The organism is Pseudomonas sp. AO-1, assembly GCF_019775695.1.
Lineage (GTDB): Bacteria > Pseudomonadota > Gammaproteobacteria > Pseudomonadales > Pseudomonadaceae > Aquipseudomonas > Aquipseudomonas parakoreensis.
Genome location: NZ_CP079947.1, coordinates 2,728,974 through 2,753,746, shown reverse-complemented (window position 1 = coordinate 2,753,746; position 24,773 = coordinate 2,728,974). Strand labels below are relative to the sequence as shown.

The 24,773-nt window shown below is 61.3% G+C and carries 22 protein-coding genes; 15 read left to right on the top strand and 7 right to left on the bottom strand.

The genetic code is table 11. The annotated features are described in order from the left end of the window. Positions 1-34: 34 nt before the first annotated feature. The 4 genes from KVQ82_RS12830 (at position 35) to KVQ82_RS12815 (ending at position 4,274) form a co-directional block, all read left to right on the top strand. On the top strand, positions 35-985 hold the full coding sequence (locus KVQ82_RS12830) for a hypothetical protein (RefSeq protein WP_222019063.1): 951 nt from the start codon (positions 35-37) through the stop codon (positions 983-985). Between the two features lie 110 nt (positions 986-1,095). Further along, positions 1,096-1,677, top strand: coding sequence for a hypothetical protein (locus KVQ82_RS12825; protein ID WP_222019062.1), 582 nt, complete (start codon positions 1,096-1,098; stop codon positions 1,675-1,677). A 32-nt stretch (positions 1,678-1,709) separates the two neighbouring features. Then, positions 1,710-3,719: a type VI secretion system tip protein VgrG gene (gene tssI / locus KVQ82_RS12820; protein ID WP_222019061.1), complete on the top strand. Its 2,010-nt coding sequence runs from the start codon at positions 1,710-1,712 to the stop codon at positions 3,717-3,719. A 12-nt stretch (positions 3,720-3,731) separates the two neighbouring features. Next, positions 3,732-4,274 (top strand): toxin-antitoxin system YwqK family antitoxin, encoded by a 543-nt coding sequence (locus tag KVQ82_RS12815; protein ID WP_041067430.1) that lies wholly within the window; start codon positions 3,732-3,734, stop codon positions 4,272-4,274. A gap of 1 nt (position 4,275) precedes the next feature. Here KVQ82_RS12815 and KVQ82_RS12810 read toward each other — a convergent pair whose 3' ends face one another. Further along, positions 4,276-4,671: a DUF4280 domain-containing protein gene (locus KVQ82_RS12810; RefSeq protein ID WP_007958887.1), complete on the bottom strand. Its 396-nt coding sequence runs from the start codon at positions 4,669-4,671 to the stop codon at positions 4,276-4,278. Between the two features lie 190 nt (positions 4,672-4,861). Here KVQ82_RS12810 and KVQ82_RS12805 point away from each other — a divergent pair, with 190 nt between their 5' ends. Continuing rightward, positions 4,862-5,929, top strand: a complete 1,068-nt coding sequence (locus KVQ82_RS12805; protein ID WP_222019060.1) for a phosphotransferase family protein — start codon at positions 4,862-4,864, stop codon at positions 5,927-5,929. Between the two features lie 22 nt (positions 5,930-5,951). Beyond that, complete coding sequence (locus KVQ82_RS12800; protein ID WP_047293630.1) at positions 5,952-6,719, top strand: SDR family oxidoreductase; 768 nt, start codon at positions 5,952-5,954, stop codon at positions 6,717-6,719. 971 nt (positions 6,720-7,690) lie between these two features. Here the strand turns inward: KVQ82_RS12800 and KVQ82_RS12795 are convergent. The 5 genes from KVQ82_RS12795 to KVQ82_RS12775 all read right to left on the bottom strand — a co-directional run bounded on the left by KVQ82_RS12795 (position 7,691) and on the right by KVQ82_RS12775 (position 13,343). Continuing rightward, on the bottom strand, positions 7,691-7,948 hold the full coding sequence (locus KVQ82_RS12795; protein WP_041073283.1) for a DUF1652 domain-containing protein: 258 nt from the start codon (positions 7,946-7,948) through the stop codon (positions 7,691-7,693). A 134-nt stretch (positions 7,949-8,082) separates the two neighbouring features. Further along, on the bottom strand, positions 8,083-9,579 hold the full coding sequence (locus KVQ82_RS12790; RefSeq protein WP_041073285.1) for a helix-turn-helix transcriptional regulator: 1,497 nt from the start codon (positions 9,577-9,579) through the stop codon (positions 8,083-8,085). Between the two features lie 186 nt (positions 9,580-9,765). Continuing rightward, positions 9,766-10,659, bottom strand: coding sequence for a LysR substrate-binding domain-containing protein (locus KVQ82_RS12785; RefSeq protein WP_222019059.1), 894 nt, complete (start codon positions 10,657-10,659; stop codon positions 9,766-9,768). Positions 10,660-10,665: 6 nt separating this feature from the next. Beyond that, positions 10,666-12,879, bottom strand: coding sequence for a xanthine dehydrogenase family protein molybdopterin-binding subunit (locus KVQ82_RS12780; protein ID WP_222019058.1), 2,214 nt, complete (start codon positions 12,877-12,879; stop codon positions 10,666-10,668). Continuing rightward, positions 12,879-13,343: a (2Fe-2S)-binding protein gene (locus KVQ82_RS12775; protein WP_041073291.1), complete on the bottom strand. Its 465-nt coding sequence runs from the start codon at positions 13,341-13,343 to the stop codon at positions 12,879-12,881. Before KVQ82_RS12775 ends, KVQ82_RS12780 begins: the two co-directional genes overlap by 1 nt. Positions 13,344-13,461: 118 nt before the next feature. Between KVQ82_RS12775 and KVQ82_RS12770 the strand changes: the two genes are divergently transcribed. The 9 genes from KVQ82_RS12770 to KVQ82_RS12730 all read left to right on the top strand — a co-directional run bounded on the left by KVQ82_RS12770 (position 13,462) and on the right by KVQ82_RS12730 (position 23,334). Then, positions 13,462-14,352 carry a LysR substrate-binding domain-containing protein gene (locus KVQ82_RS12770; RefSeq protein WP_222019057.1) on the top strand — a complete coding sequence of 297 codons (891 nt, stop codon included), beginning with the start codon at positions 13,462-13,464 and terminating at the stop codon, positions 14,350-14,352. A gap of 337 nt (positions 14,353-14,689) precedes the next feature. Then, positions 14,690-15,619: an amidohydrolase family protein gene (locus KVQ82_RS12765; RefSeq protein WP_086792694.1), complete on the top strand. Its 930-nt coding sequence runs from the start codon at positions 14,690-14,692 to the stop codon at positions 15,617-15,619. Positions 15,620-15,623: 4 nt separating this feature from the next. Further along, a complete protein-coding gene (locus KVQ82_RS12760) occupies positions 15,624-16,529 on the top strand; it encodes an amidohydrolase family protein (RefSeq protein ID WP_222019056.1) in 906 nt (301 codons plus the stop codon). 246 nt (positions 16,530-16,775) lie between these two features. Further along, positions 16,776-18,158: a UbiD family decarboxylase gene (locus KVQ82_RS12755; protein WP_222019055.1), complete on the top strand. Its 1,383-nt coding sequence runs from the start codon at positions 16,776-16,778 to the stop codon at positions 18,156-18,158. An 11-nt stretch (positions 18,159-18,169) separates the two neighbouring features. Further along, positions 18,170-18,784 (top strand): UbiX family flavin prenyltransferase, encoded by a 615-nt coding sequence (locus tag KVQ82_RS12750; protein WP_222019384.1) that lies wholly within the window; start codon positions 18,170-18,172, stop codon positions 18,782-18,784. Between the two features lie 75 nt (positions 18,785-18,859). Next, positions 18,860-19,900 carry a GTP-binding protein gene (locus KVQ82_RS12745; protein WP_222019054.1) on the top strand — a complete coding sequence of 347 codons (1,041 nt, stop codon included), beginning with the start codon at positions 18,860-18,862 and terminating at the stop codon, positions 19,898-19,900. A 247-nt stretch (positions 19,901-20,147) separates the two neighbouring features. Further along, the gene (locus KVQ82_RS12740; RefSeq protein WP_041073301.1) at positions 20,148-21,503 is read left to right on the top strand and encodes a nucleobase:cation symporter-2 family protein; all 1,356 of its coding nucleotides are present in this window, start codon (positions 20,148-20,150) and stop codon (positions 21,501-21,503) included. A gap of 12 nt (positions 21,504-21,515) precedes the next feature. Further along, the gene (locus tag KVQ82_RS12735) at positions 21,516-22,904 is read left to right on the top strand and encodes an amidohydrolase family protein (protein WP_222019053.1); all 1,389 of its coding nucleotides are present in this window, start codon (positions 21,516-21,518) and stop codon (positions 22,902-22,904) included. 220 nt (positions 22,905-23,124) lie between these two features. After that, positions 23,125-23,334, top strand: coding sequence for a hypothetical protein (locus KVQ82_RS12730; RefSeq protein ID WP_003224027.1), 210 nt, complete (start codon positions 23,125-23,127; stop codon positions 23,332-23,334). A 114-nt stretch (positions 23,335-23,448) separates the two neighbouring features. On the opposite strand, the gene KVQ82_RS12725 is transcribed toward KVQ82_RS12730, so the two are convergent. Then, entirely contained in the window at positions 23,449-24,732 is a 1,284-nt protein-coding gene (locus tag KVQ82_RS12725) for a Zn-dependent hydrolase (RefSeq protein ID WP_222019052.1), read from the bottom strand. Between the last annotated feature and the right edge of the window lie 41 nt (positions 24,733-24,773).

The window sequence follows — 24,773 nt, the reverse complement described above, 5'->3', positions numbered from 1 at the left end:
GTTCTGACCCGACGCAACATCAGAGGACATAACGATGGCCGACGCAAAATTGGTCTGGGCGCCAGCCAGGTATCACATACTGGAGAGTGCGAACAATTGCTTCACGATTATCAGCGACAAAACCAGCCTGACCTGTAAGAGATGCAATGTTGCTCACACCAAAAAGGGTGTGGAGACACTTGCTGACGGACACTATTTGCGAGCACCTGTCACGTTAAAATCCAATGCTCTGGAACCCGCAAAAACGGCGTGTTCAGTCCTTGATTTCGCAGGTGCTTGGGGAGGTACGATCGCATTGACAACACCCGCCTACATAGCGTCATCGGGACTAGGTGCCGCGCAGTCGATCATTACTGAATACGGCTTGGCTATCGATAGCGAAAAGCTCGTCAGAAATACAGTTTTGACAAGTTTTACCAAAGAAAAGCTGGATGAGGTTTGCAACACGAATCTGGGTAATACAACCGTTCCATTGACTTCATTCTGCCCGGCGCCAAACGACGAAACCCTTTATCTGGCGAGAATGTTCTCACATCTGGTCAACGATAAGACCTTCAAGTCAGGCTGCTTTGCCATTGGCAAAATAAAAGGCAAAAACACCATCAAAATTGCTTTTTCCGGCGATCAGACAAAAGCTCAGGCTTCTATCACTTTGTCGGAACCGGACGTCAGGCAACTGTCCTTATACGGTGGCGCGAAAGTAGAGGTTTTACCGGCTGAAAACGAACTGTGGTCCGGTTATGTGGGTGAATTCAAAACCACGAAAGGAAAACCTGCGGAGTTGACTGTCAAGCATTGCGCTGAGTCCAAACTGTTTGCCGACCCGGAAGACGAGTACGAAAGCGTCGTTGTAATCTGGTTGGGGTCGGGGCTCATGTCGGAGAACTACGCGCTGAATAATCAACGCTCACGAGGAAGCGTCATGTTGCCTTGCGAAACATGCAGAGGTTTTCTGTCGCACTACCTCACAGTCCGAAGCACCTGAAGCGATCAAAGGGATCTGAAAAAGGACAAAAGTGGGACAAAAGGGCGCACATTTATTTTTGTTGACGCCTGTTGGCGAAGCGAACTGAAAGAATCCCGGCGGAGATTGCCATGGCAGAAATACATAAGGTCGGTCGTTATTCAGGTGGCAATGTCGCAATGACAGGAACAAACCCGCTATACGCCAACTGGCTGGCGGCCAATCACGCCACCAACGGTGGGACGATTCCTGACTTGGCCGCCATCTGCCATGAATCCTCTTCAACTCGCCGAGCCTTGGCCGGCTCGGGCGCCTCCCATGGAACCTGTTTTGCCGTCGTCGAACACTTTGATGCCTCACGCGGCGTACTGATGTACAAATTCGGCGACAGTGCGCTGAAACTGGACCTTCTCGGAAACTACACAACAACAACCAAAAAAGTCGTCACAACCCTTCGCGGTCATGCTGAAATCAGTGCGTTGGTTCAAGCGATCAACAGTGTTGCGCTCCCTGACGGTGATTACAGCAACTTCGTTACACGTATCTATATCGAACTCAGCCCCTGCCCTCTTTGTGGGCCGCAACTCGAGCCTTACGTTAGAAACTCGGTGGTGATGTACAGCTACGTTTATGGAAACGAGAGAGAGATGGATGAGTGGGTCAGTGATAACCAGGCTGCAATCCATGAGAAAGGCGGTACGTTCAGGTGGTGAGCTTTTTCTCTACCAACAGCTGAGGTCAGCTCATGCCCCGGTCTACCGACAGCAACACCACCCTGTCCCTTACCGCCCCCTCGTTGTCGGCGCTTTACCCTGATTCGCTGTCCGGCGAAGAGGCGCTCACCCAGTTGGGTTCACAAATCCTCAACGGTCTCAACGACGGCACCACTCTCACCTTGACCACCGCCATCGCCAGCCACGTCACCACAACCCTGCACAACGACGCTCAGCTTCGCCCGTTCGACGCTTTGGTCGCCGAGATCCGCCAACTGCCGGCCGACGCAACTGCCGAACGCTATCAGCTGGTATTAAGGCCCTGGCTCTGGTGGTTGACCCTCGCCAGCAACAACCGCGTATTCCAGAACCTCGCCACCTCGGACATTGCCACCACGATCTTCAAGGCCCACGGCTTCACCGATTTCAAACTCTCGCTGACTGGCAGCTACACGCCCCGCGAATATTGCGTGCAGTACGGCGAGACCGACTTCGCCTTCGTCTCACGGCTACTGGAAGAGGAAGGCATCTTCTGGTTTTTCACCCATGAGGAAGGCAAGCACACGCTGGTGCTGGGCGACAGCAACGACGCCTTCGTACAAATTCCCAACGGCCCGAAAGTCAAGTATCTGGGCCAGCAAATGGGTGAGCGCGAGTTGCATGGCATTCGCTCGGGCCAAGTGTGTCTGCAAGCCGTGGCCGGTGTGTACAAGGCGACGGATTATGAGTTCACCACGCCGACCACTTCACTCTTCGGCCAGGCCGAAGCGGTCGCCGGGCCGCGTTCCATCTATGAACATCCGGGTGGTTACAACGCCAAGGCCCGGGGTGATGCATTGACCAAACAGCGGGTCGACGGCCTGCGCAGTGAAGAGAAACGTTTTGTTGGCGAGAGCGACTGCCGCTGGCTGATCCCCGGCCATTGGTTCACCCTCGACGGCCACGAAGACGAAAGCCTGAACATCGATTGGGTCGTCACGCGGGTCACCCACGACGCCAGCCACGAAAGCTATCGCAATCGCTTCGAAGCCATCCCCAAAGCCACGCCGTTCCGCCCGCCCCGCTCCACACCGAAACCGCGCATGCATCCGCAGACGGCCATCGTGGTCGGCAAGTCCGGCGAGGAAATCTGGACCGACGAATACGGTCGGATCAAATTGCAGTTTCCCTGGGATCGCGACGGCAAGAACGACGAAACCAGCTCCTGCTGGGTGCGCGTGGTGTTGCCGTGGAGCGGCAAGGGCTTCGGCATGCAGTTCGTGCCGCGCATCGGCCAGGAAGTCATCGTGACCTTTGTCGACGGCGATCCGGACCGGCCGCTGGTGACCGGCTGCGTGTACAACGGCGACAACGCCCTGCCCTACGCGCTGCCGGCCAACCAGACCCAGTCCGGCATCAAGACACAATCGTCCAAGGGTGGCGGCGGTTTCAACGAGCTGCGTTTCGAGGACAAGAAGGACGCTGAGGAGGTGTTTCTGCAGGCGCAGAAAGACCTGAAGATCAACGTGCTCAACGACACCACCGCCACCGTCGGCCACGACGAAACCCTCACGGTGCAGAACGCCCGCACCCGCACGGTCAAGGACGGCGACGAGACCGTGACCCTGGAAAAAGGTAAACGCAGCGTGACGATTCAGACCGGCAGCGACAGCCTCGATGTGAAGGACAGTCGCACGGTAAAAGTCGGTGCCGACCAGAACCACAGCACAGGCGGCAACTACACCGACAAGGTCACCGGCGACTACAGCCTGACGGTGGACGGCAACCTGACCATCAAGGTCAGCGGCACCTTGACCCTGCAAAGCGGTGGCAGTTTCACGATCAAGAGCGGCGCCGATCTGGCGACCTCGGCCAGCACTTCGATCACACAGAAGGCCGGCACGGCCATGACCAACCAGGCCGGTACTTCGCTGGACAACAAGGCCGGAACGACGCTGACCAACGATGCCGGCATCAGCCTGACCAACAAGGGCGCGGCCTCACAGACCGTGGACGGTGGCGGCATGCTGACCATCAAGGGCGGGCTGGTGCAGGTCAACTGACAAGGAGTCGCCATGGCGATCACACCGCTGGATTTGCAGCAGGATGACAAACACCTCAAGGGACGATTGAAGGACGGCCAGCTCGACGGTCCGTTGAATATCAAGGATGACGGTCGCCAACAGGCAGACCTGAATTACAGCCAGGGCCAATTGCAGGGCACGTCTCTGCTCTACCACCCCAACGGCAAGGTTTCGGCGCAGATGCCGTTCGTGCGCGACAAGCTGCAAGGCGTCGCCAGTTTTTATGCGCCTGAGGGCTGGTTGCAGCGCAAGGCATCCTATCGGCGCGGCCTGTTGCATGGCGAGGCGTTCAATTACTTTCCCGACGGGCAAGTGGCGGAGGCCGAGTTCTATCGCGACGGCGTGCGCGAGGGGCGTTATCAGCGCTTTCATCCCAACGGCAAACCGGCGGTGGATGCGCGTTATCTGAATGGGCAACTGATGGAGCCGGAACAGGGATTTGCCGAGGACGGGCGGCCACTGGATGCCGATGGCAAACCGATTTCCCGGGTGCGCTGGTGGTTTCGCAAGTGGACGGATCCGCAGCAGGCCTGACTCAGGGAATCAACATCTGCATCTGCCCCGGCATCACGATCTTGATCACCCCCGCCCAGTTGCACATCAACGTGCTGTTGGCATCGATCGCCGGCATCCCGCCCAGCAGCAGGGTCGGTGCACCGCCGGGGATCCACGGCGTGGCGGTGGCGGGAATGCACGGCATCGGCGTCAATACGCCGAGCGCAGCAGCAGTGGCAGCGGCGACCATCGGATTGGCCATGCTCATGCACATGCCGAACGTGGTGACGTTGACCAGCGGAATATGATCCATGATGTTCGCCGCCGGCATCCCTCCGGTCAGCGTGCGATTGACCGGCAGCACGTTGAGCACTGCCGGGGCGGCGCCGAAACTGCATTGCAGGGTGGCGCTGGCACAGACTTGCGGGCAGCCCATTTCAAAGCTCCTTGCCGAACATGGCATACCCGCTAAACCTTAGCCTGCTGTGGCCCGCCGCGCACATTCCCAAAGGTGATTATCCTGCAACACGCTAACCTATAAGACCGCTGCGCGCTTGTGGCCGCCCTGGTGCGCCATTAGATTAGCCAATGATGTCTGGCCTCCAAAATAAGCAGAAGGGATAAGCATGGCGCTTACTGACCAGTCCACCCGTATCCGCTCTGGCGAAGAACTCGATGCCAGCCTGATCGACCCGTACCTCAAGGCGCACATTCCGGGCCTGACCGGCACGCCGCAGATCAGCCAGTTTCCCGGCGGCGCGTCGAACCTGACGTACCTGCTGGAATACCCGGACCAGGAATTTGTCCTGCGCCGTCCGCCGTTCGGCCACAAGGCCAAATCCGCCCATGACATGGGCCGCGAATTCCGCATCCTCAATCAACTGCGCGACGGTTTCCCCTACTGCCCGAAAGCCTACGTGCACTGCACCGACGAGTCGGTGATCGGTGCCGAGTTCTATGTGATGGAACGGGTCAAGGGCATCATCCTGCGCTCCGACCTGCCGCCAGAACTGGGCCTCGATGCAGCGAAAACCGAAGCACTGTGCAAGAGCTTCATCGACCGTTTTGTTGAGCTGCACCGGGTTAACTACAACGCCTGCGGCCTCGGCGATCTGGGCAAGCCGGAAGGTTACGTCGCCCGTCAGATCAAGGGCTGGAGCGAACGTTACGAAAAAGCCCTGACCCCGGATGCGCCGCACTGGGAAAAGGTCAAGGCCTGGCTCAATGACAAGATGCCGGCCGACCATCCGACCTCGAGCATCGTCCACAACGACTACCGCTTCGACAACGTGATCCTCGACCCGGACAACCCGATGCAGATCATCGGCGTGCTCGACTGGGAACTGACCACCCTCGGCGATCCGCTGATGGACCTGGGCAACACCCTCGCCTACTGGATTCAGGCCGATGATCCGGCCCCCGTGCAACTGATGCGCCGCCAGCCGAGCCACGCCCCGGGCATGCTGACCCGCCGCGAGTTCGTCGATTACTACGCCGAACGCTCGGGCATCCGCATCGACAATTTCGACTTCTACTACACCTACGGCCTGTTCCGCCTGGCCGGCATCGTGCAGCAGATCTACTACCGCTTCTACCACGGCCAGACTCAGGACAAACGCTTCGCGCAGTTCATTCACATGAACAAACTGCTGGAGCACATGAGCCTGCAGGTCATTGCGAAATCGAGCCTCTGACGGCCCACACCAAGGAACCCCCATGTCCAAGACTCAGTTGTTCGACCTCGACGGCAAAATCGCCTTCGTCTCCGGCGCCAGCCGCGGCATCGGTGAAGCCATCGCCAAACTGCTGGCCCAGCAAGGCGCCCACGTGATCGTCTCGAGCCGCAAGCTCGAAGGTTGCCAGCATGTCGCCGACGCGATCATCGCCGCTGGCGGCAAAGCCACCGCCGTGGCCTGCCACATCGGTGAAATGGAACAGATCAGCCAGGTCTTCGCCGGGATCAAGGAACAGTTCGGTCGCCTCGATATCCTGGTGAACAACGCCGCGACCAACCCGCAGTTCTGCAACGTGCTGGACACCGACCTGAGCGCATTCCAGAAGACCGTCGACGTGAACATCCGCGGCTACTTCTTCATGTCGGTAGAAGCCGGCAAGCTGATGCGCGAAAACGGCGGCGGCAGCATCATCAACGTCGCGTCGATCAACGGTATCTCACCGGGGATCTTCCAGGGCATCTATTCGGTGACCAAAGCGGCAGTGATCAACATGACCAAGGTCTTCGCCAAGGAATGCGCGCAATTCGGCATCCGCTGCAACGCCCTGCTGCCGGGCCTGACCGACACCAAATTTGCTTCGGCGCTGGTAAAAAACGATGCGATCCTCAAGCAGGCGCTGACGCAGATTCCGCTCAAGCGCGTAGCCGATCCGAGTGAAATGGCCGGTGCGGTGTTGTACCTGGCCAGTGATGCGTCGAGCTACACCACCGGGGTTGCGCTGAATGTGGACGGTGGGTTCCTGTCCTGAACCAGACTTGCCTGTGCAGGAGCTGCCGAAGGCTGCGATCTTTGACTTTGAAGATCAAGATCAAAAGATCGCAGCCTTCGGCAGCTCCTACACAGGATTGAGTTCAGGCAATGACCTTATGCACCGCCAGCAAAGCCGCCCCACGCTACTGCGTGACACATCGGGTGGTGGTGATATGCCGAGTGACCTGCTCGTCAACATACATATCGCCCGACACCTGAGTGTTTTCCAGGGTCTGACAGGTACGCACTGGCGGTGGTGGCGGTGCAGCAGGAGGCGGTGGCGGAGGACTGGCGCAGCCGCTCAATAGCGCGACAGAGAAAGCCAGCGACAACGGCAGATACACGCGATTCCCAGGATTATTCATAGGACGACCCGCGGTGAATGGAAGAGCCACTTCCGCGATCGCGCACGAATACCGCGGCTGACGGAAGACCTGACCACTCATTCTTTATAGCCGACTACCCGGCGAGCGCCAGTGAACTGGAGGGGGATGAGGGAATTGGCTGTCGATTTTGTGGAGAGCAAACTCTGTGAGGGCGGGTTACCTCAGCAAGAAATTTATTGACTGGAAGGCCGCCATCGCTGGCAAGCCAGCTCCCACAACTTTAATCGTGCACACCCCATGCGGCGAAGCCGCCCCACTCAACACAATGAGCGTTAGCTCGAGTACCGCTTTTGATCTGAGGGCCCGTCGGCAGGCTGAGTGGAGGGATTTATCCGGGGGTGGGAGCGCAGCGACCGTTTGGCGCAGCCAAACACAGCGAGAGGAGGTGCAGCGAAGCAAACCGTAGGCGCTGCCCCCCGGATGAATCCCGCAGCGAAGAAACCCGAGCCCAAGCGAGGGCCGAACGTCAGGGTAAAGCCCTTTGGTTACTTTGGGGCTTTTGCCAAAGTGACCCGCCGTAAGGGCGGAACCCTGATCAGCAACACCCGCAGTAACGGATCCACACCCAAAACAGCCAAAAACCCTAAGCCATATCCGGATCCCGAGCAGCCCGCAAAGAATTACTCTCCAACTCATACCGCAACTCATCAATCAACGCCGCCACAGCCTCCGGCGTACGCAACTCATTGAGCTTCAACCCGCTGATCACCAGATCCACCTGTCCCGACTCCCGGTGATACAACTTCACCGTCAGCGAATGATCCCCATCCACTGAACACTCGCACGCCAGTGGCGAAAAACTCTGCTCAAGGCTGGCGCGCAACTGCGCAAGATTCATCATGGAGCTTGTTCCTTTAGCTGTTTCGAAGGGAGACGATCCCAAGCCAACAGGCTTGTATCGCACCCCACCAGACTAAGAACTGCCCTATCTCACCAGAACCTGCATTTGCACCGCATCAGCTAGTGCATTTGCACCTACCGCTGACCCTTCGCGCCGCGCTCGCCAGAAAACAGACCACGCTCCCGCGCCCAGACAATCGCCTCGCTGCGACTGTGTACATCAAGCTTGGAATACACGGTCGCCACATGATTGCGCACGGTGTTCGGCGCGAGTTTCAGGCGGGCGGCGATCTCCTTGTCGGCCAACCCCTCGCAGATCAGCCCCAGCACGTCGCGCTCACGCGCCGTCAGATCAGTGAAGGACACGCTCGGCAGCTGCGGCGAGTTGACCTTCTTCACATTCGCCAGTTTTTCGATCAGCGTCCGGCTGAACCACGAAGCATCCTTCATCACCTCTTCGATCGCCGCCACCAACTCCAGCTCGGTGCGCTTGCGTTCGGTGATGTCCATCAGCACCAGCAGATAGCATGGCGTGTCCTGAATGTTCACGGTGTCAGCCGACACCGCGCACTCCAGCAGCTCTGCATCCTTCCTGCGCACGCGGACGTCGACCCGATCAATCCGACCGCTTTTGGCCAGGGCGTTCAGCAGCCGGGCCCGCGCACCATCGTCATCGATGAAATGCAGCTGGGTCACGGTTTTGCCCACCACCTCGTCGCTGTCGTAGGCGAGGGTGTCGAGGAACGCCTGATTGACATCAATCACCTGCTGCTCGTCAGCACTGCAGATCAGAATCGGCACCGGGGTCAGGCGAAACGCCTTGGCGAAGCGTTCCTCACTTTGACGCAGCGCCACTTCCGCCTTGTGCCGCAGCTCCATGTCGACGAAGGAAAACAGCATGCAATCCTCATCATTGAGCACCAGAGGCTGCCCGGCGACGATCACTTGCTTGCTGCCGCCATCGGGCAGGCGCAGTTGAGCCTGCATCTGTGGAATGGTCGCCACATCGCGCAGGCGCTGAATCGCCAGATCCTTTTTCTCAGCCTGATCGAAGACATCGATTTCATAGGCCGAGGTACCGATTACCTGGTCGCGGGTGTAACCGGTCATCTCCAGAAACCCCGGATTAACCTTGATGTAACGCAAGTCGCTGAGGCGGCAGATCACCGCTGGCGCCGGGTTGGCATTGAAGGTCTTTTCGAAGCGCTGTTCGGCATTGGCCCAATCGGTGACGTCGCTCATGATCAGCACCAGCGACTCCGGCTGCCCTTCGCGGTCGGTCAGTACCATGCTGCGCACACTGTGCACCCAGACGCGTTCCGGGTCATCCATGGCAGACATTTCGACCAACAGGTCGCTGAATACCTCACAGCGTGCGACGCGGCTGATCGGATAGTTCTCGGGCGGCAACAGGTGGTTGTTGCGATAACGCAGCGTGAAACGCTTGGCATACTCATCGGCATTAGTGCCCAGCTCGCCGATCCGGCTGACACCGTGCATGGCCAGTGCTGCCTCGTTGGCCCAGAGGATGCTCTGATCGAGCTCCAGCAGAATCACCCCGTCGGACAGCCCGGCGATAATCTGCTGCAACTGGCGACGATTGGTTTCAGTGGTCAGGACTTCCTGGCTCATTGGATCTCCACAGGGAATGCGCGTGTGAAGATTACGACCGCAGGCGTTCGTGATCGTGCCGAACATAAATATGCGCCCCACCACAGTCCCCTGTGGGAGCGAGCTTGCTCGCGAATACGGTATGTCATTCAAATATCTGTCGGCTGACACACCGCCTTCGCGAGCAAGCTCGCTCCCACAAGGGGATCAAGGTTGATCTGAGGTTTCCACCAGCTCGCGCAACGTATCGAGAAACAGCCTGAGCACCGGCGAAGCATCATCGGCGCGGTAAGTCGCGTACAGCGGCACTTCCGGCAGCGCCGGCGTCAGCCTGCGAAACACCAGCCCTGCCGGCGCCAGTTGCTCGATCGAAGCCGGCAACAGCGCCACCCCGAACCCGGCGCGCACCAGGCTGAGCAACGTCTGCACTTCAATCACCTGCTGGCGGATCTGCGGGGTGAACCCGGCCTGAACGCAGCACTGATAAAGGAAGTTGGCAAACCGCGACTGCTTCAGTTCCAGCGCAACGAACGGTTCCTGCGCCAGATCCGCCGGAGCCAGCAGCTCGCGACTGGCCAGCGGATGATCGGCCGGCATCACCACATGAATCGGTTCGTAGATCAGCAACTCGTTACGCAGCAACGGATCGTCATAACCGACGCGAAACACGCAGGCGTCGATACGTTTCTCTTTCAATGCCTTGACCTGCGCCGCCGGGGTCATTTCATGCAGGCGCCAGTTCACCTGCGGATAACGCTCACGAAACAGGTGCAGGGCCTTGGGCAGCACGCCGACCATCACCGAACTGATCATGCCGATTTCCAGTTCGCCGAGTTGCCCGCGCCCGGTCTGGCGGGTCAGGTCCAGCGCCCGTTCCAGTTGTTCGAACACCAGCGGCGCCTGCTCCTTGAGCATCTGCCCCGCGGCTGTCAGCTCGACCCGGTGATGACTGCGCTCGAACAGCGGCGTGCCCAACTCCTCCTCCAGCAGTCGAATCTGCTGGCTCAGCGGCGGCTGACAAATGTGCAACCGCTCCGCAGCCCGACCGAAATGCAACTCATCGGCCAGGGCCATGAAGTACCGCAGCAGGCGCAGGTCCATGGCGGCTTACCCCAGGCTCAGCGGTGTCGACCGTTGGCGCACGCCGGTCAACGCAAACAAAGCGTTGGCAATCGCGGGGGCCACCGACGGACTGCCCAACTCGCCGACGCCACCGGGTTTTCCCGGCTCGCCATCCAGCACCACGATATCGGTGGCCGGCATGTCCGACATGCGGGTCACGCGGTAGTCGTGGAAATTGCTCTGCACCACCCTGCCCTGTTGGATGTCGAGGCGATCAAACAACGCATGGCCCAAGCCCCACATCAGTCCGCCGTAGATCTGCTCCTCGACCCCGCCCGGCGACACGGCCAGACCGCAGTCGACCACACACGTCAGTTTCTCGACTTTCGGTTTGCCATCGACCGTCGCGACCCGCGCCACCACGGCGATAAAACTGCTGTAACCCTGAAAGGTCGCAATGCCCAACGCAGTGCCGGGCGGTAACGGCTGGCCCCATCCGGCGCGTTCGGCAGCCTGTTTCAGCACCGCCACATGCCGTGGCCGCTCCTGCATGTTGGCCAGACGGAACGCCAGCGGATCCGCGCCTGCCGCATGGGCCAACTCGTCCATGAAACTCTCGACGGCAAACACATTGGGAATAAAGCTCACCGAGCGATACCAGCCGCTGGGCACCTGGCTTTCGTGCTTGACCCAGTTCAACTGCAGATGCGGCGGACGGTAGGCGAAGTCCCACGCGGTGATCGCCTCGGTGGTGCTGTAATCCATGTGATCCGGGCGTTCGAAATAGCCCGGCTCCCACTGCTCCGGCGAGGCCGGTGACACCGCGTGCAGTTGCAGTGCGCCGAGTTTGCCTTGGGCATCCAGCGCGCCTCTGACCCGGTGCAGCGTCGCCGGGTGATTGAACAGTGCATGCATTTCGTCTTCGCGACTGTTGAGCAACTTCACCGGCACGCCGGTCTGTTGCGCCAGATACGCCACCTCGAACAACCAGTATTTGGCCTCCCGCGCACCGAAGCTGCCGCCGGACACCCGTTCATTGATGGTGACCTTGTCCTTGGCGATACCGCAGACCGTTTGCGCGGCTTCCAGCGCCGACGACGGCACCTGCACGCCGCCCCAATAGGTGATCGCGTTGTCCTTGACCTGTGCGGTGATGCAGATCGGTTCCAGCGGGTTCTGCACTTTGTACGGCATGCGGTAATCGGCTTCGATCAGCTGCGCCGCGTGCGACCATTGCGCGTCAACATCGCCATGCGTCATGGCTTTGATGGTCTGGCTTTTCGGGTCGGAAATAGCGGCCGCTTGCGCTTTGCCCAGTTCCGCGCTGTCGAAACCGGCCAGCGGCGAATCGCTCCATTTGATCTCCAGCACTTTGCGGCCCTGCTGCGCCGCCCAGAACGTCTCGGCCAGCACCGCGACGCCTTCCAGGTTGCCACCGAGCACGTCCGGTCGCCCGGGGATTGCAAGCACCTGGCGCACGCCCGGCACCTGCAATGCCGCCGCCGAATCCACGCTGACGACTTTCGCCCCGACGACCGGCGCGCGCTGAATCACCGCCACCAGCATTCCCGGCAACTGCACGTCGATGCTGTATTTGAAGCGCCCGCAGACTTTGGCCGCGGCATCGCGCTTGTGGCGTAGTTTGCCGATGTATTTGAACTGCGCCGGATCTTTCAGCGTGACATTGGCCGGTGCCGGCAAATGCGCCGCCACGCCCACCAGTTCGCCGTAGTTGAGGCTGCGTTTGCTGGCAGCGTGAATGACCTGGCCTTCTTCGGTACTGCAACTGTCGGGGCTGACCTTCCATTGCTTTGCCGCCGCCGCGATCAGCAGCGCCCGCGCCGTGGCGCCGGCCATGCGCAAGCGTTCGTATTCCAGCGACACGCTGGTGCTGCCGCCGGTGGAGAAGACTTTCCAGACCGGGTGAATGTAGGTCTCGAAGAACGGATCTTCCGGGGTGATGACCTGCACGGTCATCGGGTTCACATCCAGCTCTTCGGCCACGCACGCGGCCAGCGCCGTTTGCGTGCCAGTGCCGGAATCGTGCTTGTGCACCACCAGTTTTACCGTGCCGTCGGGGAAGATCCGCACCCAGGCGTTAGGCTCGAATTCCGTGGCCGGCGCCGGGGTTTTCGAGTCGCTGGCGGCGCTACCGGACGGCAGATACAGGGCAATCGCCAGGCCCGAAGCGACCGTCGCCGCTTGCTTGAGAAACACCCGGCGGGACGGTTCGAGCAAGGTGTCGTCGCTCAGCCTCATCAGGCCTCCTTCGGCGCGTTCGCCGCACGTTTGATCGCTTTGTTGATCCGCCCGTAGGTGCCGCAACGGCAGATATTGCCGCTCATCGCATTGCGGATCGAATCGTCGGTCACTGCCGCGCCAGTGTTGAGCAGCGCGGCGGCGGACATGATCTGCCCGGATTGACAGTAGCCGCATTGCGGCACATCTTCGGCGACCCAGGCCAGTTGCAGCGGATGACTCTCGCTCGGCGACAAGCCTTCGATGGTGGTGATGCTGTGGCCCGCGACGGCGGCCAGCGGCAACTGGCAGGAACGCACCGCGACGCCGTCCAGATGCACGGTGCAGGCACCGCACAGGCCCATGCCGCAGCCGAATTTGGTGCCGGTGAGTTTCAGTTGATCACGCAGTACCCATAACAAGGGCATGGAGGGGGACGCTTCATCCAGCTCGCGTCGTTCGCCGTTAACCGTGAATGCGATCATTGTCAGGCTCCAAAAGAGCGGCCCGTCTTTGTGCGGGCCTGGTGACCGATTATTGGAACCCCGGGCAAACCGCGGCCAGCGACGATTTCTGCCAACCGCTGTAAGCAGGACTAACAACATGTACAAGCGATACCCGTCGGTGCAGTCCATGAGTGCGTTTATCCACGCGGCGCGCAGCGGCAGTTTTTCCAGTGCGGCGCGCAAGCTCGACCTGACGCACAGCGCGATCAGCCAGCAGATCCGCGCCCTCGAAGACTTCATCGGCCAGCCGTTGTTCGTGCGTGAAGGCGGCGGCAGCAACCTCACCGATGCCGGGCAGTTGTTTGCCAGCGTGCTGGCGGACGGGCTGGCGCAGATCGACCGGGCCCTGTCCTCGGTGAAAAACCTCAGCGTGGCGCAGCGCCTGACCCTGGATGTGGACAGTGAACTGGCGCAGAGCTGGCTCAATCCGCGCCTGCCGGAATTGCTCGACGGACTGCCGGATTACGAGGTGGCGCTGCTGTCGATGCCGCGCAGTGATCGCAGCAGCTTCGAGCGGGTGGATCTGGCGTTGCGTTACGGCTATGGCGATTGGGATGACTGCGAGATGACACAGATCTGTGGCGATCGGGTGCTGGCGGTGGCTTCGCCGGCGTTGCTTGAGCGCTGTGGTTTGCAGTTGCCGTTGAGCCCTGCGCAGATCCTTGAATTGCCGCTGTTGGGCTATACGCGACGCTCGTGGATTCCGTGGCTGGATGCGGCCGGAATGCCCCCGGTGGAGCCAGCGGCGCGGGTGATTTTCGATAATGCGGCCAACCTGATTGCGGCTGCCGAAGCCGGGGTTGGCGCCGGGCTAGTGCGCGGTTTGCTCGCCGCCGATGCATTGCGCAGTGGGCGGCTGGTGGCGTTGAACGAGGCGCAGATTGCTGCGCATTACAACCTCTACGCGGTGTGGCCGCATGGGCAGGCTGAGCGGGTGGCGCCGGTGGTTGAAGCCATCAAACAGTTGGCCCTGCGTACACAAACTTGACGCCATCGCTGGCAAGCCAGCTCCCACAGGTTTTTGTGGTGTGACACAGATCGGATCAACACTTCGATCACTGTGGGAGCTGGCTCGCCAGCGATGGCGTCGGCACATTCACCCTAAAACCCAAACCATATCGAACAAGTATCACCACCGCGTCCAATTAATATTGTACGAACCCCTCCCCCCTTTCCAATACTCGCCCTCAGCAACCACCCACCCGGGCCGGATGCGAACAGGCGAGGGAATGCGCGAGACCTGCGCATAGAAATGGCCGATAGCCCGGGGCGTGGATGCCGAGAGCCGCAAGGCTCCCTTCCCCGCTATCAGGAGATCGACTTCAATGATCATCGATATCAGCTGCTATCCCACGGATCTCGTGGACCTCGCCTGGAGGCATGACGGTGACCCGTTCACCGGCGAGCGTCTGCTGGAGATGATGGATGGCCCGTACATGGTCAACGGCAAGCCTCGCCGGATCGACAAAGCCTTCATCCAGCCGCCGCAGGGCAACACCATTTACACCTGGACCGACGGCGAACTCTCGGGCCGCGAATCCATCGACGCCTACATGGCCTACACCCTGAAAATGGTGCAGACCTACCCCGATCGTTTCATCGGCTGCTTCGTCTACAACCCGCGCTGCGGCGTGGAAAACGGCGTCGAGGCGATCGAGCGCTACGTCAAGCAACACGGTTTCAAGATGGTGCAGATGCAGGCCAACATGCACGCCTACCGGCCTGATCGTGCACTGGACTGGGTGCGCCCGTGCTTCGAGAAATGCGCCGAGCTGGGCATTCCGGTCAAGCTGCACACCGGCGACGGGCCGTACAGCATCCCGTCGGAATGGGTACCGATGATCAAGGAATTCCCCAACGTGAATTTCATCATGGCCCACTTCGGCGTGCAGACCGGCGGGGTCTATGTGTTCGAACCGATGCAATGGGCGATGGAGCTGCCCAACGTGTACTGCGAATCCGGCTGGTGCCTGCAATCGCGGATCGTCGAGTTCGCCAAGGTCTTGCCAACGCACAAGATCCTCTTCGGCACCGACACCCCGCCGAACGAACCGGGCATGTGGCTGCGCCTGCTCGAAGTGCTGTGCCACGAGCCGCCGCAGGGCCTGAACCTCGACGAGGACACCCTCGAAGAGTATCTGGGCAACAACACCGCGCGGATGATCGGCCTCGAACCGACACCGCCGCCGCGTTCCGTTTCCGAAGCAGAGGCGCAACTCAAGCGCCCCGTCACCACGCAACTGGCCAGGAGCTGAACCGATGATCATCGACACCCATCTGCACCCCACCAACCTGGTCGACGAGGCCTGGCGCCACACCGGCGAACCGTTCACCGGCGAGCGCATGCTCAAGCTGATGGACGGCCCGTACATGATCAACGGCAAGCCACGCCGCATCGATATGGGTTTTATCCAGCCGCCACCGGGCAACACCGGTTATCGCGACGGCAACCGCCGGGGCCGCGAAGGCGTGCGTGACTACATGTCGTACGTCGCCGAACTCTGTGTGAAGTACCCGGACCGCTTCATCGGCAACTTCAACTTCAACCCGCGCTGGGGCCCGGAAAACGGTGCGGCGGAGCTGGAATTCCACATCAAGGAATACGGCTTCAAGATGCTCAAGCTGCACGCCAACATGCACGGCTATCGCCCGGATCGGGCGCTGGACTGGCTGCGTCCGGCGATGAAAGTCTGCGCCAAGTACAACATCGTGGTGCTGATCCATACCGGCGACGGCCCGTACACCATTCCGACGATGTTCTACCCGATCATCCGCGAGTTCCCGATGGTCAATTTCATCATCGGCCACTTCGGCATCCAGACCGGCGGCAACTACTCGTTCGAGGCGTTCTGGATGGCGATGGACACGCCGAACGTGTACTGCGAATCCGGTTGGTGCTTCCAGTCGCGGATCGTCGAGTTCGCCAAGGAACTGCCGCGCAACAAGATCGTGTTCGGCACCGACTCGCCGCCGAACGAACCGGGCATGTGGCTGCGCGAACTGGAGGTGTTGTGCTCGCCGGCACCGCAAGGGCTGGGCATCGACGAGGAGCATCTGGAGGACTACCTGGGCAACAATATCGCGCGGTTGTGCGGAATCGAGCCGACACCACCGCCGAAGGATCTGGTTGAGGCGGATATTCGCCTGACGACCACGTACCTCTAGGCAACGCTGATTCCTGGGTAACGCTGATTCCTGGGGCACAACGGAACCCTGTGGTGAGGGGATTTATCCCCTCACCACAAAGGCCCTCGCCACAGGAATCTCCTCAGCACCTAAGTGAACAGTAGAGGCAACACAGCGACTTTACAGGCACGAAGATGACCCGGCGTTCCCTCGACCGGCAGGCCAACGGCTGCTCGATCGAACACCTTCTCACCCCTGCGTGCCTGCTTTTTACGAGGTGAAACCATGACCCGTTCGACGCTCGGCGATTCTCAGGATTTTCACGTGTTCATCGATGCCTATCGCCGAGAGTACCCGGACGATGTGCTGACCATCACCCAAACGCTTTCTGCCGATCAGGACATCACCGCCCTGGTCGATGCCCTCGCCGCACAGGGTCGCGATCCGTTGCTGATCTGCGAAAACGTCGGCGGCCTCAAGGTGCCGGTGGCGACCAACCTGTTTGCCTCCCGCACCCGCATCGCGCGGTTGTTCGGCGTAACGCCTGCACAACTGCACGAAACCTTCCAGCGCCGCGCCAACCAGCCCATCGCCCCGCGCTACGTGGAAAGCGGCCCGGTGCTTGATGAAGTGTTCGAAGGCGAAGCCGTGGATCTGGCGCTGCTGCCGATGCTCAAGCACTTCGACAGCGATCGCGGGCCATACATCACCAACGCGATCATCATCGCCGAGGACCCGCTGACCGGCATCGCCAACATGAGCTACCACCGCTCGATGCGCCACGCCCGCCAGTCCCTGGCGACCAGCCTGCACTCGCGCGGACACCTGTGGCGAATGCTGCAGACCGCCCGTGAACGCGGTGAAGAATTGCGCGTGGCGATGGTGGTCGGCGCGCATCCGCTGTTCATGCTCGCGGCGGCAGCGCGCTTGCCCTACGGCAGCGATGAACGTGCCGTCGCTGGCGGCTTGTTCGGTGCGCCGCTGGAGCTGGTCAAGACCCCACGCTACGGCATCGGCGTCCCGGCATACGCCGAGTTCGTTCTCGAAGGCGCCATTGACCCGACGGCCTACGCCGAGGAAGGCCCGTTCGGCGAGTTCAGCGGTTATTCCTCGGATCGTTCGACCAACAACGTGCTGCGCGTCGACACCCTGTTGCGCAAGGACGCCTGGCTGGTCGATGTCATGGGCGGCCGCTACGCCGAGCATCTGACCCTCGCCCGTCTGCCGCGCGAAGCGGAAATGAGCGAGAAGCTCAAGGCGCGTTTCCCCGCCGTCACCGCCGTGCATTACCCGAACTCCGGCACCCACTTTCATTGCTACGTGGCGCTGGATCAGAGCCGCGACGGTGAAGCGCGGCAGATCATGCTCGCCCTGCTCGGCTGGGATCCCTATCTGAAAAGCGTGATCGCGGTGGACAGCGATATCGATATCACCGACGACAGCCAGGTGTTGTGGGCACTGGCTACGCACTTCCAGCCGCATCTGGATCTGTTCATGATCGACGGCTTGCCCGGCAGCCCGCTGGATCCGTCGTCATCGGTCAACGGCACCACGTCGCGCATGGGTCTTGACGCCACCCGTGGCTCGGGCTTCGACGGGATCAAGGCGCAGCTCGATCAGGACGTGCTCGAACGGGCCCGGCAATTGCTCAAAGGGCTGGCATCGTGAACCGTCAGCGGATGGTGGTCGGCATCAGCGGCGCGTCCGGCTTCATCTACGGCGTGCGTCTGCTGGAGTTGCTGGCCGAGCTGAACATCGAAAGCCACCTGATCATCAGCCGCGCCGCGCTGCTGACCATGGCCCACGAGACCGACTACAAACTGGCCGATGTCACTGCACTCGCCAGCCACTACCACCGCGCCGATGACGTCGCCGCCGGGATCGCCAGCGGTTCGTTTCGCTGCCTGGGCATGGTGGTCGCGCCGTGTTCGATGCGCACCCTGGCGGAGATTGCCACCGGCACGTCGTCCGGGCTGATCGGCCGCGCTGCCGACGTCACCCTCAAGGAACGCCGCACCTTGGTGCTGATGGCCCGCGAAACGCCGCTGACCCTCGCCCACCTGCGCAACATGACCGCCGTGACCGAGATGGGCGGGATCATCGCCCCACCGGTGCCGGCGTTCTACGCCCGGCCCGAAAGCCTGGCGCAGATGGTCGATCACAGCCTGGGCAGAGTGCTCGACCTGTTCGGCCTGGATGCCGGCGTTGCCGCCCGCTGGCAAGAACATCCCGGCCCCTGTGGGAGCTGGCTTGCCAGCGAAAGCAACAGGTCAGTCGGCATCACTGGTGAATGACACACCGCCATCGCTGGCAAGCCAGCTCCCACAGTTGATCGCACTCCGACTAAAAACACAGGTAAGGAGCTCCAGATGAACACCCCCTTCAACGCCCCAACCCGCAACACCAAAATCCCCGTGACCATCCTCACCGGCTTCCTCGGTGCCGGCAAAACCACCCTGCTCAACTACATCCTCAAGGAAAACCACGGACGCAAGATCGCCGTGATCGAAAACGAGTTCGGCGAGGTCGGCATCGACGGCGATCTGGTGCTCAGCTCGGAGACCGAAGAAATCTACGAAATGGTCAACGGCTGCGTGTGCTGCACCGCCGAAGTTCGTGAGGATCTGGTGCGCATCGTCCGCGAACTGGTGGCGCGTCCGGTACGCCTCGATCACATCCTGATCGAGACCAGCGGGCTGGCCGACCCGTACCCGGTGGCGCAAAGCTTTTTCATCAATGACCCGATTGCCGAGGACGTCGAACTCGATGCGATCGTGACCATGGTCGACGCCAAGCACATCGCCCAACACCTGGAAGATCTGCAACTGGATGGCGTCGACAATCAGGCGGTGGATCAGATCGTCTGCGCCGACCGCATCGTCATCAACAAGGTCGATCTGGTCAGCCCCGAAGAGGTGGACATTCTGCGCGGCAAGATCCGTGGTTTGAACGCCACGGCGGATCTGGTGACCTCCACTCATGCGCAGATCGACCTGACGAAAATTCTCGGCATCGGCGCCTTCGAATGCACGCAGAAGCTCATGGAAATCGGCGCTGAACCTGAGCATCACGACCATGAACACCACCATGATGAGCCCGACCACGAACACGACCCGAGCGTGTCATCGGTGGGCATCGCCGTGGACGGCGCGGTCAACCTGGTGGCGTTCCACCGCTGGATCAGCGAACTGCGCTCGTCCCAGGCCGATAACCTCTACCGCATGAAAGGCGTACTGGCCGTGGCCAACGAAGACCAGCGCTACGTGCTGCAAGGCGTGCACAGCCTGGTGGAGTTCCGCGCCTCGACCGCCTGGGGCACGGAGCCCCGCTCGAGCAAAATCGTGTTCATCGGCCGTGACCTGGACCGCGCGGCGCTGAACCAGGGCTTTGCCGCCTGCCTCGCAGGCTGAACAAGGCATCGGAGCCGGTGGATGGCGGCTTCGGGCACGAATGACTGATGCCAGATTTTTGCACAACACAAAATCTGTGGGAGCTGGCTTGCCAGCGATAGCGGACTGTCGGTTGATAAAGATGGTGACTGCTAAATCGCCATCGCTGGCAAGCCAGCTCCCACAGGGTTGCACTGTGTTCCTGAGCTGCGCGGCATCAGACGAATACCCCTCTCTACCGCATAAAAACAGCCAGAGGTGATTCCCCATGTCGTCAGCCACTCCTTCCTCCACCGTGCACCCCGTCGACCGCGTTTTGCCGGTACGACAGATGCTCACCCTCGGCCTGCAACACATGGCCGTCTCGTACATCGGCGCCATCGCCGTGCCGTTGATCGTTGCCAGCGCCCTGAAAATGTCCCACGCCGATACCGTGGTGCTGATCAGCACCACGCTGTTCTGCTCGGGCATCGCCACCCTGTTGCAGACCGTCGGGTTCTGGAAATTCGGCGTGCGCCTGCCGATCCTGCAAGGTGTGGCGTTCAGCAGCGTCGGTCCGGTGATTGCCATCGGCAGCAACCCCGAAGTGGGCTTCCCTGGGGTCTGCGGCGCGGTGATCGGTGCCGGGATTTTCACCCTGTTGATGGCGCCGTTCGTGGGCCGATTACGGCGGTTTTTCCCGCCGGTGGTGACCGGTTGCATCGTCACCGTGATCGGTCTGCAGCTGTTCCCGATTGCCTATGAATGGGTCGGTGGCGGACGCAATGCGAGCAACTTCGGCGCGCCGGCCTTTCTCGCGGTGGCGGTGGTGGTGCTGCTGACCATTCTGCTGGTCAATCGCTACGGCAGCCCGCTGCTGCGCAACATGGCGGTGCTGGTGGGCATGCTGGTCGGCGCCGGTCTGGCCTACGGTCTGGGCATGGGCAATTTCCACAGTGTTGAAGAGGCGCCGTGGCTGACCGTGCCCTACCCGTTCTACTTCGGCCTGCCGACGTTCAGCCTGATCCCCATCGCGACCATGGTGGTGGTGATGATCGTGCAGATGGTCGAGTCGATGGGGCTGTTCGTGGCCATCGGCGACATCGTCGACAAACCGGTGGAAGACCAGCAAGTGGTCAACGGCCTGCGCGCCAATGGCCTGGCCAGCACCATCGCCGGAATGTTCGCCGCATTCCCGTTTATCGCCTTCATGGAGAACGTCGGTCTGGTGATCCTGACCGGCGTGCGCAGCCGTTGGGTGGTCGCCGTCAGTGGCCTGCTGATGTGTTCGATTGCGCTGGTGCCCAAGGCCGGGGCGATCATCGCCTCGATGCCGACGGCGGCGCTGGGCGGTGCCGGCATTGCCATGTTCGGCGTGGTCGCGGCGGCGGGTATCCAGACCCTGGCCAAGGTCGACTATGAACGCAATCGCTACAACGTGTTGATCGTCGGTTTCACCATCGCCGCCGCGCTGGTACCGGTGCTCGCGCCGACTCTGTTCAAACAACTGCCCGAGTGGTCACAGCCGTTCCTGCACAGCAGCGTGGTCATCGCCTGCCTGGTGTCGGTGCTGCTCAACGCGGCGCTCAATGGCGTCAGCGTGCCCGACACCACACCCGGCAAATCCGCCTCGCACATTCTCTGACTGGAGCCTGCCATGACTCAACTTCAAAACATCCTGATCAAAAACCCGCTAGCGGTGATGACCGGCCTGCGCGGTCCGCGTGCCCGGGCCGGCGCGGTGGACATTCGCGTGATCAACGGACGCATCGCCGAAATGGCCGCCGACCTTGAGCCACAACCCGGCGAACGGGTGATCGATGCGCGCAACAGCGTGGTCTATCCGGGCTGGATCAACACCCACCATCACCTGTTCCAGAACCTGCTCAAAGCCGTGCCCGAAGGTTTGAATCAGGATCTGCAAGGCTGGCTGGCGAGTGTGCCCTACCCAAGGTTGAACCGCTTTACCCCGCAACTGGCGCGGATCGCCGCTCGGCTGGGCATGGTCGAATTGCTGTTGTCCGGGGTGACGACCTGCGCCGATCATCATTATCTCTACCACGCCCACGGCACCACCGAGACCGGGGACCTGCTGTTCGATCTGGCCGATGAGTTCGGCCTGCGCTTTGTGCTGTGTCGCGGTGGCGCGCTGGAATCCGCCAGCGCGCACCCGGGTTTCTCGAAAACCGCGCTGCAACCGGAAAGCCTCGAGCAAATGGTCGGCGACATCGAGCGGCTGAAATCGCTGTATCACCAGGACACCCCGGATGCCCTGCGCCGGGTGGTCGTCGCGCCAACCACACCGACCTTTTCGCTGCCGCCGACCCTGCTGCGCGAACTGGCACACACCGCACGCGGCCTCGGTTTGCGCCTGCACACACACCTGTCGGAAACCCAGAACTATGTGAATTTCTGCCGCGACAAGTACAACTGCCTGCCGGTGGAATTCGTCGCCGAACACGAATGGCTCGGCCCCGACGTCTGGTTCGCCCACGCCGTGCACCTGCAACCGGGGGAAATCCGCATGCTCGCCCAGACCGGCAGCGGCGTCTCGCACTGCCCGGTAAGCAATGCGCGCCTGGGCAGTGGCGTCGCGCCGGTGCCGCAAATGTTTGAGGCCGGCGTACCGATCTCCCTCGGCGTCGACGGCGTCGCGTCCAACGAATCCGGAAGCATGGTCGGCGAAGCCAACACCGCGTGGCTGATCCACCGCGCCGAACAAGGCGCCTCGGCGACCACCGCCGAAGACGTGATCCACTGGGGCACGGCGGGCGGTGCACAGGTATTGGGACTGGGCGCGGTCGGCACACTGCAAGTCGGGCAAGCCGCGGATCTGGTGATCTACAGCCTCGACCATCCCCGCTTCTTCGGCTTCCACGATTGCGCGGTTGCCCCGGTGGTGGCCGGTGAACCCATTACCGTGAAATACAGCCTGGTGGGCGGCAGGATCGTGGTCGATAACGGCGTGATTCCGGGGCTGGACATCGAACGGATGCGCGCCGAGGCGTGGGAAGGTGTGCAGGCGATGATGAAAATCGAGGATTGATCCGATCTCACATTCAATGCAAAACCCTGTGGGAGCTGGCTTGCCAGCGATGGCGGGCTGTCAGTCAATGCAGCAGAGACTGCCCCACTGCTATCGCTGGCAAGCCAGCTCCCACAAAACATTGAGTCATTCGCGGATTCGGGGTTTGTCGACTAACGTTAATCCCTCATCGGATTGAGCCCCTGCCAGCTACACCGGGCTCTTGATCAAGGAGAGACTGATGACGTCGCGTCGCAACATCGAACAGACTTATCGCACCTGGTCCAGCCCGATTCTGCTGGAGCTGAAAAAGCGTGAACACCAAATGGCGCCGGTCGAGCGTCAGGCACTGGAGAATGTGTTGGTCGAACGACGGTTGCTGGATGTCGGCAACCCCAACGGCCCCGACAGACGCCAGGGCACAGCGGGCAAGAATGACCGGCCCGGTTGATCAAACCAAGTCGTTCCTGCAGGTGACCACTAAAAGATCGCAGCCTTCGGCAGCTCCTACAGTTTGAATGCAATCCAACTGTAGGAGCTGCCGCAGGCTGCGATCTTTTGATCTTCAGGCGGCGCGCTGCCCCTCAGCCACCATCGCCGAAGCCGCGAGCATCGCCCGCAACAACACCGCACACCCGGCCGCCAGATCATCCGGCGCGGCATTCTCGATTTCGTTGTGGCTGATGCCGCCTTCGCACGGCACGAAGATCATTCCGGCCGGGCCGAGTTCGGCGAGGAAGATCGCGTCGTGGCCGGCGCCGCTGACGATGTCCATGTGTGACAAGCCCAGGCCTTTCGCCGCGCTGCGCACGGCTTCGACGCAGCCTTTTTCGAAGTACAGCGGCGGGAAGTCGGCGGTCGGGGTCAGTTCATAGGTCAGGCCGTGTTCTTCGCAGGTGGCGTCGATGACCTGCTTCACTTCGGCAATCATCGAATCGAGGCGCTCTGGCTGCAGATGGCGGAAGTCGAGGGTCATGCGCACTTCGCCGGGGATGACGTTGCGCGAACCGGGGTAGGCTTGCAGGCAACCGACGGTGCCGCAGGCGTGGGGTTGGTGGCCGAGGGCGGCGCGATTGACCGCGCCGACGATGACCGAGGCGCCGACCAGGGCGTCCTTGCGCAGGTGCATCGGCGTTGGCCCGGCGTGCGCTTCGACGCCGCGCAGTTTCAGGTCGAACCACTTCTGCCCGAGGGCGCCGAGTACCACGCCGATGGTTTTCTGCTCGTCTTCGAGGATCGGGCCTTGCTCGATGTGCGCTTCGAAATAGGCGCCGACCTTGTGCCCGCTGACTTTGCGTGACCCGGCGTAACCAATGGCGTTGAGCGCTTCACCAACCGTGACGCCGTCGACATCGACCTTGGCCAGGGTTTCTTCGAGGGTGAATTTCTCGGCGAACACGCCGGACCCCATCATGCACGGAGCAAAGCGCGAGCCTTCCTCGTTAGTCCAGACCACCACTTCCAGCGGTGCTTCGGTTTCCACACCGAGGTCATTGAGGGTGCGCAGCACTTCGACGCCGGCGAGCACGCCGAAGCAGCCGTCGAACTTGCCGCCGGTGGGCTGGGTGTCGATGTGGCTGCCGGTCATCACCGGCGGCAGGTTCGGATTACGCCCCGGGCGGCGGGCGAAGATGTTGCCGACTGCATCCACTGTGACGCTGCATCCGGCGTTCTTGCACCACTGCACGAACAGGTCACGGGCCTGACGGTCGAGGTCGGTCAGGGCCAGACGACAGACCCCGCCCTTGACCGTGGCACCGAGCTTGGCCAGTTGCATGAGCGAGGCCCAGAGGCGGTCGCGGTTGATGTGCTGATGGGTGGATTGCAGAACGTCTACGGCTGCGTTCATGTTGATCTCCTCAGGCAGTTTCTTAGGGTATTTCTTTGGTG